The organism is Synergistales bacterium (genome assembly GCA_021736445.1).
GTDB lineage: Bacteria > Synergistota > Synergistia > Synergistales > Aminiphilaceae > JAIPGA01.
In genome coordinates, this window is sequence record JAIPGA010000007.1 from 17,793 (window position 1) to 34,203 (window position 16,411).

The 16,411-nt window shown below is 65.4% G+C and carries 15 protein-coding genes; 13 read left to right on the forward strand and 2 right to left on the reverse strand.

The window, feature by feature from the left end; all coding sequences use genetic code 11:
• Positions 1 to 43 precede the first annotated feature (43 nt).
• Both K9L28_02325 and K9L28_02330 read left to right on the forward strand, forming a co-directional pair.
• The gene (locus tag K9L28_02325; protein ID MCF7935167.1) at positions 44 to 2,206 is read left to right on the forward strand and encodes a VTT domain-containing protein; all 2,163 of its coding nucleotides are present in this window, start codon (positions 44 to 46) and stop codon (positions 2,204 to 2,206) included.
• A complete protein-coding gene (locus K9L28_02330; GenBank protein ID MCF7935168.1) occupies positions 2,203 to 2,925 on the forward strand; it encodes an endonuclease/exonuclease/phosphatase family protein in 723 nt (240 codons plus the stop codon). The genes K9L28_02325 and K9L28_02330 overlap by 4 nt, the downstream gene beginning before the upstream one ends.
• Here the strand turns inward: K9L28_02330 and K9L28_02335 are convergent.
• Positions 2,912 to 3,664: an FCD domain-containing protein gene (locus K9L28_02335; protein MCF7935169.1), complete on the reverse strand. Its 753-nt coding sequence runs from the start codon at positions 3,662 to 3,664 to the stop codon at positions 2,912 to 2,914. The genes K9L28_02330 and K9L28_02335 overlap by 14 nt on opposite strands.
• 177 nt (positions 3,665 to 3,841) lie before the next feature.
• Between K9L28_02335 and K9L28_02340 the strand changes: the two genes are divergently transcribed.
• The 10 genes from K9L28_02340 to K9L28_02385 all read left to right on the forward strand — a co-directional run bounded on the left by K9L28_02340 (position 3,842) and on the right by K9L28_02385 (position 13,348).
• The gene (locus K9L28_02340) at positions 3,842 to 4,471 is read left to right on the forward strand and encodes a MotA/TolQ/ExbB proton channel family protein (protein ID MCF7935170.1); all 630 of its coding nucleotides are present in this window, start codon (positions 3,842 to 3,844) and stop codon (positions 4,469 to 4,471) included.
• A 1-nt stretch (position 4,472) separates the two neighbouring features.
• Positions 4,473 to 4,856: a biopolymer transporter ExbD gene (locus K9L28_02345; protein ID MCF7935171.1), complete on the forward strand. Its 384-nt coding sequence runs from the start codon at positions 4,473 to 4,475 to the stop codon at positions 4,854 to 4,856.
• Between the two features lie 3 nt (positions 4,857 to 4,859).
• Positions 4,860 to 5,858 (forward strand): energy transducer TonB, encoded by a 999-nt coding sequence (locus K9L28_02350; protein ID MCF7935172.1) that lies wholly within the window; start codon positions 4,860 to 4,862, stop codon positions 5,856 to 5,858.
• A gap of 260 nt (positions 5,859 to 6,118) precedes the next feature.
• Positions 6,119 to 6,652 (forward strand): transcription repressor NadR, encoded by a 534-nt coding sequence (locus tag K9L28_02355; GenBank protein MCF7935173.1) that lies wholly within the window; start codon positions 6,119 to 6,121, stop codon positions 6,650 to 6,652.
• Complete coding sequence (locus K9L28_02360) at positions 6,649 to 7,914, forward strand: MFS transporter (protein MCF7935174.1); 1,266 nt, start codon at positions 6,649 to 6,651, stop codon at positions 7,912 to 7,914. Before K9L28_02355 ends, K9L28_02360 begins: the two co-directional genes overlap by 4 nt.
• 158 nt (positions 7,915 to 8,072) lie before the next feature.
• Positions 8,073 to 8,987: an ABC transporter substrate-binding protein gene (locus K9L28_02365; protein MCF7935175.1), complete on the forward strand. Its 915-nt coding sequence runs from the start codon at positions 8,073 to 8,075 to the stop codon at positions 8,985 to 8,987.
• A 57-nt stretch (positions 8,988 to 9,044) separates the two neighbouring features.
• On the forward strand, positions 9,045 to 10,232 hold the full coding sequence (locus K9L28_02370) for an ABC transporter permease (protein MCF7935176.1): 1,188 nt from the start codon (positions 9,045 to 9,047) through the stop codon (positions 10,230 to 10,232).
• Position 10,233: 1 nt separating this feature from the next.
• Positions 10,234 to 10,959: an ABC transporter permease gene (locus tag K9L28_02375; protein MCF7935177.1), complete on the forward strand. Its 726-nt coding sequence runs from the start codon at positions 10,234 to 10,236 to the stop codon at positions 10,957 to 10,959.
• 189 nt (positions 10,960 to 11,148) lie between these two features.
• Positions 11,149 to 12,126 (forward strand): NAD-dependent epimerase/dehydratase family protein, encoded by a 978-nt coding sequence (locus tag K9L28_02380; protein MCF7935178.1) that lies wholly within the window; start codon positions 11,149 to 11,151, stop codon positions 12,124 to 12,126.
• A gap of 1 nt (position 12,127) precedes the next feature.
• Positions 12,128 to 13,348 carry an aminotransferase class I/II-fold pyridoxal phosphate-dependent enzyme gene (locus K9L28_02385; protein ID MCF7935179.1) on the forward strand — a complete coding sequence of 407 codons (1,221 nt, stop codon included), beginning with the start codon at positions 12,128 to 12,130 and terminating at the stop codon, positions 13,346 to 13,348.
• Positions 13,349 to 13,774: 426 nt separating this feature from the next.
• Here K9L28_02385 and K9L28_02390 read toward each other — a convergent pair whose 3' ends face one another.
• Positions 13,775 to 14,812: a virulence RhuM family protein gene (locus K9L28_02390; protein MCF7935180.1), complete on the reverse strand. Its 1,038-nt coding sequence runs from the start codon at positions 14,810 to 14,812 to the stop codon at positions 13,775 to 13,777.
• A gap of 649 nt (positions 14,813 to 15,461) precedes the next feature.
• Between K9L28_02390 and glsA the strand changes: the two genes are divergently transcribed.
• Positions 15,462 to 16,379, forward strand: coding sequence for a glutaminase A (gene glsA / locus K9L28_02395; protein MCF7935181.1), 918 nt, complete (start codon positions 15,462 to 15,464; stop codon positions 16,377 to 16,379).
• Positions 16,380 to 16,411: the final 32 nt, after the last annotated feature.

Sequence of the window (16,411 nt, forward strand, 5' to 3'; positions counted from 1 at the left end):
GCGTTTCTCCGTTCCCGAGGAAGGGGGTGCCGGGAGGACCGTGATGACCACAGAGGATCCATTCTTCGTAGAGGGCCGGAACTGCTGGAAGCGAGCCTTCGCCCACCGCCTGGCCTTTCTGGTGGATGGCGATGCCTACTTCTCGGCCGTTGTCTCGGTGCTGCAGCGCGCCAGACGCTCCATCTTCATCGTCGGCTGGGAGATGGACAGCCGGGTGCCGCTGTTGCGAGGCCCGGAGGCCGGACGGTCCCGCTACCGGCTGAGCGAATTCCTCAACACCCTGGCGGCGAAAAAGCCGGAACTCCATATCTATGTGCTGCTCTGGGATTTCTCCATGATCTACGCCCTGGAGCGGGAGAATTTCCCCGTCTTCCGTCTGGGCTGGAAGACCCACCGCAGGGTGCACTTCCACCTCGACGGCGAACACCCCGTGGGGGCCTCGCACCACCAGAAGATCGTCGTGGCCGATGGCGCCGTGGCCTTCACCGGCGGACTGGACCTCACCCGCCGCCGCTGGGACACGCCGGAGCACCCTTTCGAGCAGCCCCTCCGGAGGGATCCCGGCGGGAAGACCTATGGCCCCTTCCACGATGTCCAGGCCATGGCCGACGGCGAGGTGGCCCGTCATCTGGAGGAGCTGGCCCGGGAGCGGTGGTACCGGGCTACGGGGGAGCGCCCCAGGCGGATGGGGCCCACCGGCAGGGACATCTGGCCCCGCCGGATCGAACCGGAGATCACCGACGCCGGCGTTGCCGTAGCGCGGACCATGCCGGCGCACAGCGCATATCCCGAAATCCGCGAGGTGGAGGCCCTCTGTGGGGATATCCTCCGTGCCGCGAAGGGGTATATCTATATCGAGAACCAGTATCTCACCTCCACCCTGGTGGAGGAGATCCTCACCGACCATCTCCAGTCGCCCCAGGGTCCGGATATCCTCCTGATGCTGGCGCAGCACGATTTCGGTCTTCTCGAACAGGGGGCCATGGGCGGTCTGGGTTCGCGTCTTCTCCAGCGCCTCCTGGAGGCCGACCGCTATGGCCGATTGAAGGTCTGCTTCCCCGTAGTCCGGGGCGGTGAAGGACAGGAGGCGGCGATCAAGGTGCACTCCAAGGTGCTCATCGTCGACGATGCCCTGCTGCGGGTAGGGACCTCCAACATGAACAACCGCTCCATGGGGCTCGACACGGAGTGCGATCTGGCGCTGGAGGCCTGGAGCGATCCGCGGCTGGAGGAGTCGATCCGGGCGTTCCGGAACCGTCTGATCGGTGAACATCTCGATGTCTCCCCGGAGGCGCTCCAGAAGGCGGTGGAGCGCGAGGGATCGCTGCTGCGGGGGATCGCCTCGCTGCCCTGGGGGGAGCGCAAGTATGTCTACCCCATGGAGGTCGACGTTCCCCGCTGGTTCGATGTGGTGCCGCTGAACGAGGAGCTTCTCGATCCCGAGCGGCCGGTGACCAAGGAGGAGATCCTCGAGAAATTCCTGCCCGAACCTGGGCGGGAAGGGGCGCAGCGGGGCCCGTTGCTGCAGCTTCTGCTCTTCGCCGCCCTGCTTGGGGGGATGGCCCTGGCCTGGCGCTATACGGGACTCCAGGAGGTTGTCAACCTGGAGGAGGTGATCCGCTGGGTACAGCGGGCGCAGGGGTTGCCCGGCTCCAATGCCGCGGTGATCGGGGTCTTCCTGCTGGGCAGCCTGACGGCCTTTCCGCTGACCCTGCTGATCGTCGCCACCGCCTTCGTCTTCGATTCCTTCCATGCCTTCACGCTGGCCATGACGGGCAGCCTGGCGGGGGCCTACGCCAGCTATATGCTGGGGCACAAGATGGGCCGGGACATGGTCCGCCGGCTGGCCGGACAGCGGATCAACCGGCTGAGCCGAAGGCTGGCGCGGCAGGGCATCGCCGCCGTGGCGGTCATCCGGCTGCTTCCTCTCGCTCCCTTCACGATCATCAATGTGGTGGCCGGGGCGTCGCACATCAACCTCCGGGACTTCATGCTCGGCAGTCTGCTGGGGTTGGTGCCGGGTGTGGCGGCCATGACGATCTTCACCGAGCAGCTCCGGAATGTGATGATGCATCCCACCCCCGGGAATATCCTCGGCCTGCTGGGCATCGCCTTCGGTGTCGGCGGGATGGGATATCTGCTGCGGCGCCTGCTGAACCGCCGGGAGGAGAAGAAGCGCGCCCGTGAGGCCCGGGGGATGCGATGAGTGCCGACGAGGTGCGCGCCCCGGTGCTGCGGACGGTGACCTACAACCTCTATCAGACGATCCGCAGGGAAGGCCGATACAGCGTGGAGCAGGTTCCCGAGGTGCTCAGGGAGATCCGTGCCGGGATCATCGGGCTGCAGGAGGTGGAGCTCCACGGCTGGGAGACCGCCGAGCTGCCCCACTTTCTGGAGGCGCTGCCGGGCATGGAGGTGATCTTCGGCCCCACCATCCTCTGGCGGCGCAGCGGATTCGGCAATGTGCTGGTCTCGGCCTATCCGGTGCGGGAGGTGAAGCGTTACGATATCAGCGTCAGGACCAGGGAGCCGCGGGGGGCCATCGACGCGTTGGTCGACACGGAGGGCCAGACCGTCCGGGTGGTGGTGACCCACCTGGGACTGCGCGCCGGGGAACGGGCGGAACAGGTGGAGATGCTGCTGGAGATCCTCCGGAGCGGTTCCGGCGATCCGACGCTGCTCATGGGGGACTGCAACGGCTGGCACCCCACCAAGGGCGGACTGCAGCGCCTGACCACCTGGTTCACCGAGCGTTCCCTCCGGCGGACCTTCCCGGCGCGCCTGCCGCTGTTGCCTCTGGACCGGATCTACCTCCGCTCCCAGCGCTACCGTCTGCGGTGTTACGCCCACCGATCGCGTCTCTCCCGGCGGCTCTCGGACCATCTGCCGCTGGTGGGGGAGCTCCTTCCGGTCAGCGGGGGATGACCCGGGGTGTGCCGTCTCCCAGCTCTTCGGCCCTGCGGTAGTGGTGCTCCACGTCGCTGGCGAGATTGTCGATATGGCGCAGCATGGCCTGTTCGGCCCCTTCGGGGTTCCGCTGGATGATGGCCTGGAGGATGGGGCCGTGGTCCCCGCCGATACGGGTGGAGCCGAACCGCCGGATGTGGGCGATGGCCTGCTGGAGCTCTCCGTCCTGGCGCACCAGCCTCATGGACGCCAGCAGGATGAGGTTTTTCCCCGCCTTGGCGACGGCTTCGTGGAACTTCCTGTCCAGAAAGGTGATCCGGTCCTCGTCTTCCTGACCGTTCAGGAGCTCCACGAAGCTGCGGATCTCGGTGATGTCCTCGCTGTCCGCCTGCAGTGCGGCGAGGCGGGCGCACTCCCGCTCGATGGCACGGCGGGCCACCAGCGAATCGAGGATCTTCTTCGGCCCCCTGGTGTTGAGTCGGTCCAGCAGCTCCTGGGCCAGGCTGTTGCGTTCGCTGAGGCTCTGCAGCTCCCGGAGCTTCTCGCTTCCCGCATCGGTGAGGCGGCGTCCACGGTTGCCCTCCCGCCGGGCGAAGCCCTTCTGCTCGAGCTCCCAGAGGATCCTTCCGGCGGTGGCGATGCTGACCTTCCTCTTCTTCCCGGCCAGGGCCGCCTGGAGTGCCCCTGCGCCAATGGGTGCCTTCGATGCCTTCAGGACCTGGAGGGTTTCGAATTCCTGCTGCGTCAGTTCGTCCATAGGGTCCCCTCCTTTTCCGTTGCCCATGTGATGGCCCTACTGTGAGGCAAGGGGGGCGATTGCGCAACGCACTCATCAAAGACGATTTGTGGTATAGGGATGATCGGCGGATGATACAATCCTGTGGCGGGAATCTGCACCGACTCGACACCTGAAAACGAAGGAGCGCATACAACGATGCCGGAATTGCTTGCCCTGGGGGGCTGGACCATGTGGGGGATCGCCCTCTGCAGCGTCCTCGCCCTGGCCCTCTTTTTGGAACGCCTCTGGGTTTTGACCCGCGAAGGCCGTCAGGTCCGCGCGCTGCGTACCGCCTGGATCGACGGTGCGGTGACGCGGGAGGAGGTGGAACGGACGCTCGCGGCGATGCCGGAGGGCCGCTCCCACTGGCTCTGCTGGCTGCTCCGCGCGGCCCTGGCAGACCACCGGTCGGTGAGTCCCGAGGCCTTGCGCGAGCTGATGGACCAGTACAGGGAGGCGGCGCTGACCTCCTGGGAAAAGGGGCTCGACCTCCTGGCCACCCTGGCCAGGATCACGCCGCTGCTCGGACTCCTGGGAACGGTGCTTGGGATGATCGATGTCTTCATGCAGCTCCCCGAGAGCGGCATGGGGAACTACAACGAACTGGCGGCGGGCATCTGGAAGGCGCTGCTCACCACAGCGGCCGGTCTCTCGGTGGCGATCCCCGTCATGCTGGGCCACGCCTTTCTCGGCAGTCGGGTGGAACGGATCAGCGAGGATCTGGGCGCCCTCTCGCGGACCCTCTGGCGGACACTGGTGCGCACCGCCGCTGACGAGGAGGCGTGACGTGCGCAGGCGGAGACGGCTGGAACCGGCCATCGAACTGACCTCCCTGGTGGATGTGCTCTTTCTGCTGATCATCTTCTTTGTACTCACCACCACCTTCGCCCAGGGCGGCGTTCCCGTGTCGCTGCCCGGCGGAAGCCCCGAAGAACGGGCGCCGGAGGATGTGACCACGGTGACCCTCGACGCGGCTGGGCAGCTCTATCTGGACGGCGATCCCCTGGATACGGCCGCACTGGCCGGCCGTATCGGCGGGGCGACGGCAGAGACAACCCTCCGCCTCCGGGCCGATGGAGCCGTCCCCTACGGCAGGGTCATGGAGGTCTTCCACGTGTTGCAGCACAGCGGGCGGGGCACCGTGCTGCTCGTGGTGGAGGACGTGGACTGAGCTGTGCGTCTCTTTCTGCTCTGCCTTGCCATCTCGCTGTCCCTCCACGGCATACTGTTTCTCCATTGGCCCGCTCCCTCTCCGGAACAGAGCCCCGCCGGCGCGACGATGCGTCTCGTGGCGGCGACGCGACGACTAGCGTCGCCGGAGCCGCCTGAACCCCGGGAGCAGGCACCCCCTGCCCCGGAACAGCCGGCTCCCCGGCAGGAGACGCCGGAGACGCCGCTGTTGCCTGGCGCGGCCCTGACCGACGCCAGCCCGGACCATCCGCCCACACCGACCATGATGCCGAGCCCCACAGCGATGCCGACACCCACACCGACAGCAATGCCCACCCCGACACCGGCGCCGACGGCTACGCCTGTTCCCACCGCCACGCCCACGCCTGTGCCCTCGCCGACACCTACGCCGCAACCATCGCCGACACCGGTACCCACTGCCGCGCCGCAACCGACACCGGCGCCGACAGCCACCCCGCAGCCCACGGCGACGCCGGTCCCCACAGCCACCCCGGTACCGACACCCCGGCCCGGCATTACGGCGGTACCGATCCCCTCGGTGGTGCCGTTGGCGCCCCAGGACACGCCGCAGACGGGTGATGACCCCCTGCTGCAGGATGGGGCAACAGAGGGGAAGGAATCCGGAACGCAGGGCGGCGCCGACCAGGAATCCTCCGAAAGCGACACGAAGGGGAGCGGCGGAAGCGGCGATGCGGCCGGGAGCGGCGGTGGTGCCGACGGCGACGCCTGGTCCGCCGAACCGCTCCAGGCCCCGGAACCCTCCTATCCGCCGCTGGCCCGGCGGATGGGGCAGGAGGGAACGGTGTTGCTGGAGATCCATATCGCCGGAGACGGCGCGGTCAGCCGGGTCTCCGTCACCGAGAGCAGCGGCCACAAGGCTCTGGACAGGGCCGCCGTCAAGGCGGTGCGCCGGTGGGCCTTTGCCCCGCCTGAAACCGAACAGACCATCACCCTTCCTGTTTCCTTTGTCCTGGACCAATAGAGAATCCGCGTCTCCCCTGAGGAGGGGAGGCGCGGTACATGACGGGAGGCCCCGGGTATCCAGACGTTGATTCCCGGGGCCTCCCGCGTTGTACCGGCATATCTCACACGGTCGGGAGGGATGTGTGGTGACGATTCCGACAGAGGAGCCCCAGTTTGTGGGTGGAGCGGTTGATCTACACTGATCTTTGATGTTCGCTTCCCGCCCCCACCCTGTGCTATACTTGCTAGTAGCAGACATAGCACAGGGTGGGATGGAGGATGGGACGGGAGCAACGCCTGCAACAGTTGAAGCAGATGCTCCAGGAGCGTGAGGAACCGGTTTCGGGGGCGGCGTTGGCGAGGTATCTCGACGTGAGCCGGCAGGCCATCGTGCAGGATGTAGCGCTGTTGAAAAGCCGGGGCGAACCGGTCCGGACCACGCCGCGGGGCTACCGCTACGACCGCTCCGGCGGGACCCCCAAACGGCTGATTGCCGTCCGGCACGGTACCGACGAGATCGGCGAAGAACTGATGGCCATTGTGGGAATGGGGGCGAAGGTGGTGGATGTCCTGGTGGAGCATCAGATCTACGGTGAGCTGCGGGGCAACATCGACGTAGCCGACCGGGAGGATGTGCTGCGTTTTCTCTCGCTGCTCGAAGCCGGCGGCAACAACCCGTTGCTGACCCTCTCCGGCGGGGTGCATCTGCACACCCTGGAGGCGGACAGCGAGGAGACGCTCGATGGAGTGGAGCGGCGGCTCGACGAGATGGGCATTCTGCTCCACGGTCAAGGAAGGGGTGACAGCGAGTGAAGATCGACAGCTATATCGACAGCTATGTTGCACAGCGTGAGGGGAAACGGGCCCGGATGGTCACGGGGTTTGCCTGGGGGTTTGTCGCCGCCGGGGTGATGATCTTCGCCTTCACGCTGCCCGATATCATCGACGAGTGGCAGCTCAAGGGCGCCCGGGCCGGGGAGATCGTCGGGCGTACCTTCCTGGGGATGCTGGTGGGGGCCCTCACCGGCGGCGCGGCGGCGGACCGCTGGGGGCGTCGCTTCGTGGCGGGGCTCTTCTCCCTGCTCGGCGGTCTGGCCAGCCTTGGCGCCGCTCTGGCGCCTTCTCCCGACGCACTGGGCTGGTGGCGCTTTGCGGCGGGGATCGCCTTCGGCGGTCTGGGACCGGTGCTCTTCGCCTATCTCTGCGATCTCAGCGGTCGGGAGAACCGGGGGCGTATCCTGGTACTGCTCGAGTCCTGCTGGGCCTTGGGTTCCATCGCCGTGGGTCTCTGGACGCTCTCGGCCGGTGCGCTCTGGGGATGGCGGGTGGCGATGCTCTTTCCGGCGGCGCTGGCCGTGGTGGCCCTCCCCTTTTTCACCGGACCGGAGAGTCCGCGCTATCTCTTTATGAAGGGGCGGAACGTGCTGCTGGAGCGCCGGTACGGCGCCGTCCCGGACGAGGGCGACACCGGGCAGGGGGGCTCGGCGCTGGAGCTCTTCCGGGGTCGGTATGTCAGGGTCTTCCTGGTGCTGCTCTACGGATGGGCGGCGATCTCCTTTTCCTACTATGCGCTCTTCCTCTGGCTGCCCAATATCTTCGCGACCTCGGGCGTCACCATCACCACCGCCAAATGGTTCACCTTCTTCGTGATGGTGGCCCAGCTGCCGGGGTACCTCACCGCCGCCTGGTCCATCGAACGCTTCGGCCGCAAGCGCTCCCTCGGTGTCTACGCCGTGGGGACCGGCCTGGCGGCGCTGCTCTTCCTCAGTGTTGAGAGCTCCTGGGCCTTTTTGGCGGCGGCGCTGGTGATCTCCGTCTTCTGTCTGGGAACCTGGGGCGTGCTCTACGCCTACACGCCCGAGCTCTTCCCCACCCATCTCCGGGGGAGCGCCGCGGGGATCACCGGGGCGTCGGCCCGGGCCACGGGCATCGTGGCGCCGCTCTTTACGGGATGGATCCTGGATCAGGGGGGCGGCATCGCCGTTCCGCTGATCGTGGTGGCGGTGATCATGCTCATCGCCGGCGTGCTGGGGGCCTCTGTCTGCCCGGAGACCCGCCGGGAGGACATCTGGTAGGAGGCAGCAGGGGTTGTGACGGATGGCGCGGTATCCCCCGGTGGCGGGGGAGCCGCGCCTTTTGCATTCCAGGGTTGCTTGTGCTTTAATAAGCGCGGTGGTTCGTTAAAGTCGTTACAGAAGAGTGTCGGGAAGGGGTGCACAGAATGAAACGGAGTATGGTTGCTTTTGTTATTGCGGTGGCGATGATAACGGCGTGCCCGGCCGGCGTGGTCCAGGCTGCCGGGGAGCCGGTGGTGCTGGCGTCGAAGATCGACACCGAGGGGGCGTTGCTGGGCAACATGATGAAGCTTCTTATGGAGGACGCGGGGATCCCGGTGGAGAACCGGATCTCCCTGGGCCCCACCAATGTGGTGCGCAAGGCGATCCGCACCGGGGAGATCGATCTCTACCCGGAGTACACCGGCAACGGGGCCTACTTTTTCAACGACACCGGTACGGAGGTCTGGAAGGATCCCGAGCAGGGCTACCGGACGGTGAAGCGGCTCGACGCCGAGGCCAACGATCTGGTCTGGCTTGAGCCGGCGCCGTCGAACAACACCTGGGCCATCGCCGTCCGGATGGACCTGGCGGAACGGGAAGGGCTGGAGACGCTGGACGACCTGGCCGCCTACATCAACGAGGGAGGCCGGTTCAAACTGGCCTGTTCCGAGGAGTTCGTCACCCGCCCCGGGACGCTGCCGGCCTTCGAGAAGACCTACGGCTTCTCGCTGGACAAGGAGCAGCTGCTGATCCTCTCCGGAGGCAACACCGCCCAGACCGAACAGGCCGCAGCGCGGGGGACCAGCGGCGTCAACGCCGCCATGGCCTACGGCACCGACGGCGCCCTGTCGGCACTGAACCTGCGGGTGCTGGAGGACAACAGGAATGTCCAGCCTGTCTACGAACCGGCGCCGCTGGTACGGGCCGAAACGCTGGAGGCCTATCCGCAGCTGGAGGAGCTCTTCGCGCCGGTCTTCGCCTCGCTGGACCTCACCACGCTGCAACGGCTCAACGCCGCCATCGCCGTGCAGGGCAGGGATCCCGAAGCGGTGGCCCGGGAGTACCTCCGGCAGGAAGGGTTTCTTCCCTAACCCTTTGTCCACTGTAGCCTCTCGATGAATCCTGTGGCGGGAAGAAGGGCGGTCCCTGTGCCGAATGCCCAGCGTCGTTTCCGGATCGACAAGGTGGCTCTCTCTGCGGTTGCGCTGGGGATCCTCTCGCTGTTGTCCCTCCCGGTGCTGACCGTCAGGGCCTCCCGGCTCTCGGCGGGGGAACCGCTGTTCCTGCGGGAGGTCGCGGGGCTCCCCTCCATCATGTTGCTCTGCGCCGGGTGGGGGATCCTGCTGCTGCACGTGAACCACCGCCACCACAGTCGCGGCTGGTCCCGGAGGGCCCAGCTGGCAGCGGTGCTGATGGTGCTGGGGACACTGTTGCTGTTGGGGGAGTGGGCGTCGTCGCTGATCCCGCCGGACCGGCCCTACACCCGGGTCTCCATCGCCTCCGGCGGGTGGCTGCAGCTTGCGGCGGGGGTGGTCTTCGTCTTTTCGGCCTGCACCCGTCTGGGGAACGACCGGGCCTGTCTGTTCCTCAAGGGGATGCTCGCCGCCGGTGTGGTGCTGCTCTTTCTCTCCGGGGCCATGGAGGGGCTGTCGATCATGCGGGAGCTGGCCAACAAGGAAGCGCGCTTCCTGGCGGAGCTGCGGCGCCATCTCGCCCTGGTGGGCGGTGCGGTGAGTGCGGGAACCACTGTGGGGGTGCCGCTGGGGATTCTGGTGCAGCGCCGCCCCCGTTTCCGCCGGGTGGTGCTTCCCGCCGTCCATCTTGTCCAGACCGTCCCCAGCCTGGCCCTCTTCGGGCTGTTCATGACGCCGCTGGCGCTCGCGGCGGCGGCCTGGCCGCTGCTCCGGAGTCTGAATGTCGGCGGCATCGGCTGGGCGCCGGCCTTCCTTGCCCTGGCGCTCTATTCGCTTTTACCCATTGTCCGGAACACCTACGCCGCCTTCGACAGCGTGCCGCCCTTTCTCAAGCAGGCCGGCAGAGGCATGGGGATGAACGTGGTCCAGCTTTTTGGGAGGGTGGAGGTGCCGCTGGCGCTGCCGGTGGTCCTGGCGGGAGTGCGGACCTCGGCGGTCCAGGCGGTGGGCAACACCGCCGTGGCGGCGCTCATCGGAGCCGGCGGACTGGGCAGCTTCATCTTCCAGGGGCTCGGCGAGGCCGCGCCGGATCTGATCCTCCTGGGGGCGTTGCCCATCATCCTTCTGGCGGTGCTGGTCGACCGGGGGATGCAGCTGGCGACACGTCTGGTCTCGCCGCGGGTGCGGCCGGGGGGTGAATGAGATGACGGGGCGCCGATCCAGCTGTCTCTTCGGCCTTTTCCTGGTTGCGGCCGTCCTGTCGCTGCTTTTGGTCTTCCCGGGATTCTGGGAACACCTCGGCCGATGGCTCTTCCCCGGAGAAGCGCGCTATCTCTACCAGCGGGAGAGTGCGGCCGTGCTGGTCCGGCAGCATCTCTTCTATGTGCTGCTCTCCTGCGGAGCGGCGGTGGCCGTGGGGATGACCCTGGGGGTTGTGGTGACCCGTCCCTTCGGCAGCGACTTCCGGGATCTGGTGAACAGCGCCGCCTCCATGGGGCAGACCTTTCCCCCCGTGGCGGTGCTGGCCCTCAGCGTTCCCCTCCTGGGTTTCGGCACGCCGCCGCTGCTGCTGGCGCTGGTGCTCTACAGTGTGCTGCCGGTGGTCCGCAACACCATCGCCGGGATCGAGAGCGTCGACCCGGTGCTGACGGAGGCGGCCCGGGGCCTGGGGATGGGGCCCTGGCAGGTGCTGGCCAGGGTGGAGCTGCCGCTCTCCCTGGGGATCATCATGGCGGGCGTGCGGACCGCGGCGATCATCAACGTGGGGACGGCCACCCTGGGCGCCACGGTGGGTGCCGGCGGACTGGGCGTTCCCATCATCTCCGGTCTGGTGAACGACAACCCCGCCCTGATCCTCCAGGGGGCCCTGCTGGCGGCGCTGCTGGCGATCCTTGTGGATCGGGCGCTTGACCTGGTGGAGCGGCGATGACGGGCTGCAGGGCTTTGCCGGGGATTGCGCCGGAATCGCGAATACAGATGGACCCTGCGGCAACACGTAGTGTTGTCGTTTTTGGTATAGTTTGGAAAATAGTCCAGAGATATACTATAATAAGGATGGAGAAGCGAGCTTTTTGTCGCAACCGGTTGATCTGATCTGTGCACGGAAAGGGGTGAGCCGATGAAACGGATTCTTGTTGACGGGGCCTTCGGGCAGATCGGCGTCGAGCTGGTCCGGAGGTTGCGGGAGGTCTACGGGGCTTCCGGTGTGCTGGCCACCAGCATCCGGGACAAGGGGATCGATCTGGGGGACGGTCCCTTCGCGCTGCTGGATGTCCGGGACCCATCCCGGATGGCCGAGCTGGTGCAGCGCCACAGGGCGGATACCATCATCCATCTTGCCGGCATCCTCTCGGCCAGGGCCGAAGAGCAGCCCCAGCCGGCCTGGGATGTGAATGTCAACGGGCTGAAGGTTGCCCTGGAGGTGGCCCGCCGGGAGGACTGTTCCCTCTTTTTCCCCAGCTCCATCGCCGCCTTCGGCGGCGCCACGCCGAAGCGCAGGACCCCGCAGGATACCATCCAGCGGCCCTCCACCATCTACGGGATCGCCAAACTGACCGGCGAACTGCTCTGTGACTACTACCACAGCAGATACGGCGTGGACACCCGGGGGGTGCGCTTCCCGGGACTGATCTCCTGCGTCACGCCCCCGGGCGGGGGCACCACCGACTACGCCGTGTGGATCTTCTACGAGGCCTTGCAAAGGGGGCGGTACAGCTCCTTTATCGCGCCGGGGACCTCCATGGACATGATGTACATGCCCGACGCCCTGGACAGCGTCATCCAGCTGATGGAGGCGGATCCCTCGGGGCTGGTCCACCGGAACGCCTTCAACGTCACCGCCATGAGCTTCGCTCCCGAGGAGCTGGCCGCGGCGATCCGGCGCCGCCTCCCGGAATTCGTCATGGACTATGACGTAGACCCGGCCCGCCAGGCCATCGCCGATTCCTGGCCGGACTCGCTGGACGACAGCGCCGCCCGCGAGGAGTGGGGCTGGAATCCCCGGTACGACCTGGAGGCCATGACCGACGACATGCTCAGGCGGCTTTCCGCGAAGCTCGACATCCCGATTGATGGGAACCCACAGGGAGGTGCGTAGGATGCTGGACAGACTGGAACAGCGTTTGCGGCAGGATCTCGCGGCCCTCCGCGAGGAGGGACGCGACAAGGGCGCGGAAGCGGTGATCGTGGGCGTCAGAAAGCCCGAGGGTCCCAGCGGCCCGCGGTACCTCATCGAGGGCTACGGCGACCGTCCCTTCATCCGGATGAACGCCAACGCCTATCTGGGGATGGGTCTCCGCGAGGAGCTGCACACCGCGGAATCCGAGGAAGCGGCCCGATCCGGTGTCGGCCCCGGGGCCGTGCGGTTCATCTCCGGTACCTTCGAGGCCCACCGGCGGCTGGAGAAAAGGATCGCCGCCTTCCACGGCCGGGAGGAGGCCATCATCTTCAACGCCGCCTACACCACCGTCGGCGGCGTGCTGACCTCGCTGCTGGACAAGGAGACGGCGGTCATCAGCGACGAGCTCAACCACAACTGCATCATCAACGCCATCCGGATGGCCCGGCCCGGGAGCAAGGCCATCTACCGCCACAACAGCGTGGCCGAACTGGAAGAGAAGATCAGGGAGGCCGAAGGAGCCCGGCGTCTGGTGGTGGTCACCGACGGCATCTTCAGCATGCGGGGCGACCACGCGCCGCTGGCGGAGCTCCAGCGCATGGTGGACAGCTACAGCGACGGCTTTCCCGAGGGCGCGCTGCTCATGGTGGACGATTCCCACGGCGTGGGCGCCTTCGGGGCCACCGGACGGGGCACCGAGGAGCACACCGGCGCACGGGTGGACCTGCTGGTGGGGACCCTGGGCAAGGCCTTCGGCGTCAACGGCGGCTATCTCGCCGCCTCAGAGACGGTGGTCACCTACCTCCGCGAGAAGGCGCCCATGTACATCTACTCCAACCCCGTTTCTCCCGGCGAGGCCGCCGCGGCGACCACCGCCATCGATCTCCTGGACAGCGACAGAGGCCAGGCGGTGCTCGACCATCTCAAGGCCATGACCGGGCGCTTCGAGGCGGGGCTGCAGAAGCTGGGCTTCGAGGTCATCGAAGGGGAGCACCCGGTGGTGCCGCTGATGGTGCGGGACACGCGGAAGACCGCCGAACTGGTCAAGTGGCTCACCGACCACGGCGTCCTGGCCACGGGGCTCAACTACCCCGTGGTCCCCGCCGGCGACGAGGAGATCCGCTTCCAGGTCTGCGCCGACCACACCGAGGCCGATATCGACAGCGTGCTGGGCGTTCTGGAGGCATACCCAGAAAGATAAGAAGCAACTGTTGTCTCCGGATGTGGTTCTTCGGGGTTGCAACCGGTGACATGTGGGGGATTGCTCGATACGGCGTGCGGTGCGTTCGATACTTTCAAGGTCACCGCCGCCGTTGCCCTGAACCTTTGCCGATGTCACAGCTCACGCTGATCAACCAAAGACCAGAGAAGGCCCGCTATGTACACAGAGGGACGATAGCAATCTGACTGTAATTCCTCTCTTCGATGTCTCGGTTTCGGCCCATAGGCCCACCTTAGATCTTCCATGCGGGAAAGCCGTTTGGGCTCGAAGGGTGCCCCCTTTGCTGTCGTTGCCTGACCGGGGTCGAGGATGTGGGTGCTTTCGGAAATGCAAGGCTGGCACTTGAAGCAGTCCACCACAGCATTGACGGCTCGGGTCTGTAAATCCTGAGGTTTAATTTCAGCTTCATTCTTTCCCCTCTTCGATCTCCTTGATTACCCGGTCGAAGTCGCTTTCGAAGAGCTGGTCCTGGACGAAGCGATAGGCCTCAAATTCTGTTTCCGCCTTTTCTTTGGCGATACGAGCTGTTATTTTGCCGCTGTTGTAAAGGATGTCCCGATTGTCGAACTCGAGAAACAGATCAAGACGTTGAGCCCAATCCTCCATGGTCATGGGGATCTTCCGCCGGGCACGTTCCTCGGCGAGGTCAAGGTAGGCATTGACAATACGTCCCAGGGATGCCAGTTCTTCACGATTCAGGTAATTCTTGGCAACCGAGACGTCGGATTTCAGGATTTTACCGTCAGGGGCATTCTTCCAGGAGGTGAGCCCCATGTGTTCTTTGTTGCGGTCTGCCCGTTCTGCGATGAGTTCTGCTGCGGTATGCCCGTGAATGGCGAAATGGAGTTTATTCTGCACTTTGGCAAAGAACTCTCGGGTCGTCGGGGCATCCTTATTGTAGTCCACACTGGTGGCGTAGATATCGGTGATCTTCTGGTAGAATCGCCGTTCGCTGAGCCGGATTTCCCGAATCTCTTCCAGCAGTCGTTCGAAGTAGTCCTCTCCCAGAAAAGCCCCGTTCTCCATCCTTTCTCTGTCCAGGACATACCCCCGGATAGCGAAGGCGCTCAGTACCTTGGTGGCCCACTGCCGGAACTGTGTTGCCCGTATCGAATTGACGCGATAGCCCACAGAGATGATGACGTCCAGGTTGTAGTAGGTCACCTTCCTTGCAACTTCCCGGGCGCCCTCCTGTCGAACTGTCCGGAATTTCCGGATAGTTGACTCCTCCGTCAATTCCCCCGATGCGTAAATGTTTTTGAGGTGCTCGCTGATGGTGCGGACATTCACATCGAACAGTGTGGCCATGAGTTTCTGGGTCAGCCAGATGGTCTTGTCCTGGCAGCGGACCTCGATGCTCTCGGAACCGGCCTGGGCGGTGAAGGTCAGAAACTCGGCCGTACTGTTGCGGATCAGTTTTTTTTCGCTTTCTTCGGCGGTCATAGCGTTTTCACCTCGGTGGAAGGGGAGAGTGCCTTGAAAAATTGTTCGACGCTGATCTTCATGCTGTTGTTGGAGTAGCCTGCGTCGCTGTGTCTTGTGCTACCCCCAAATCCCCAGGTTGCAAAGGTTTTCCCCAGTGGTTGGATGGGGATTTCTACCTACGTCTTGGTGCGCATCTCGGTGCGAATGAGCGAATCCCGCACCCGGTTGCTTGGGCCATCGAAAAGCAGCAGATAACTGTGGTGTGTCGACCTGTTGATGATGGCTGCCTTGAAGCCGTAAGATTCCTTGAAGTGCAGGAAGTCCTCCGTCAGCTCCCGCCCACTGCTCCTTGAGAACGGCGGTAACGATGGTGGAACGGTTGTCGAACCAGAGACGACTGGGTACGCCTCCCAGGTGCTCAAAAAACCTCCGCATACCGTTCCACCCCTTTGCGTTATGCAACAAACACAGTCTCCAGTATTCGTTAGAATACCATATATCGAAGAGATTGCGGGAACGTTATCGAGTGGTGCACGTCGTCGGTGGTATCGCTCAGTGCCGGCATTTGGTTTGACATTCCAGCGATGCTCGCATAAGCATACTTGACAGCAGGGGGTGCCTTGGGTAGATTGCCGTGCATCACGAGAGGAACGAGGTGGCGACAATCATGCAGGAAACACTCCATTCCATAGCCGACCGGTGCCGGGGGCTGCACCGGCAAGGCACGGTCGCACGGTACATCCCCGAACTGGCCAAGGCTCCTGCCGATCTCTTTGCGCTCTCCGCGGCGGATGTCTCGGGGGAGCGCTGGTCCGCAGGCCGGTTTGAGCATCCCTTTACGATGCAGTCCATCTCCAAGGTGGTGACCCTCCTTCTGGCTCTGACCGAGCTGGGCGAGGAAGAGGTCTTCCGACATGTGGGGCGCAACCCCTCGTCGGATCCCTTCAACTCCATCATGCGTCTGGAGATGGCTGATCCCCACCGGCCCCAGAATCCGCTGATCAACGCCGGGGCGATCGCGGTCACCTCCCTGCTGCCCTTCCCCGGTGCGGAGGAGCGCTCCCGGGCCATCCTCTCCTTTGCCCGCCGTCTGACCGGCAATCCCGCGCTCGCCGTCGACGACGGGACCTTCCGGTCCGAGCGGGAGACCGGCGACAGAAACCGGTCGCTTGCCTATTTCCTGAAGAGTCTGGGGAATCTGGAAGGGGATCCCTGTGAGGTGCTGGAGGCCTATTTCAGGCAGTGCAGCATCCTGGTGACCACGGAGGACCTGGCGATGCTCGGGGCCACCCTTGCTTCCGGCGGCGTCTGTCCCGCCACGGGGGAGCGGGTGGTCGCCCCGCGGGCCTGCCGGATCGCGCTTGCCCTGATGGTCACCTGCGGCCTCTACGATGGCTCCGGGGAGTTCGCCGTACGGGTCGGGCTCCCGGCGAAGAGCGGCGTGGCCGGAGGGATCGTCGCTGTGGTGCCGGAACGTATGGGGATCGCCGTCTGCGGGCCGGCGCTCGATGGGCGGGGGAACTCCGTGAGCGGCATGCGGGCCCTCGAGTTGCTCTCGGAGGAGCGCAGCCTCCGGGTCTTCTGAGGAGGTCCGCCTGCGGAAGGTTGGTCTCCTTG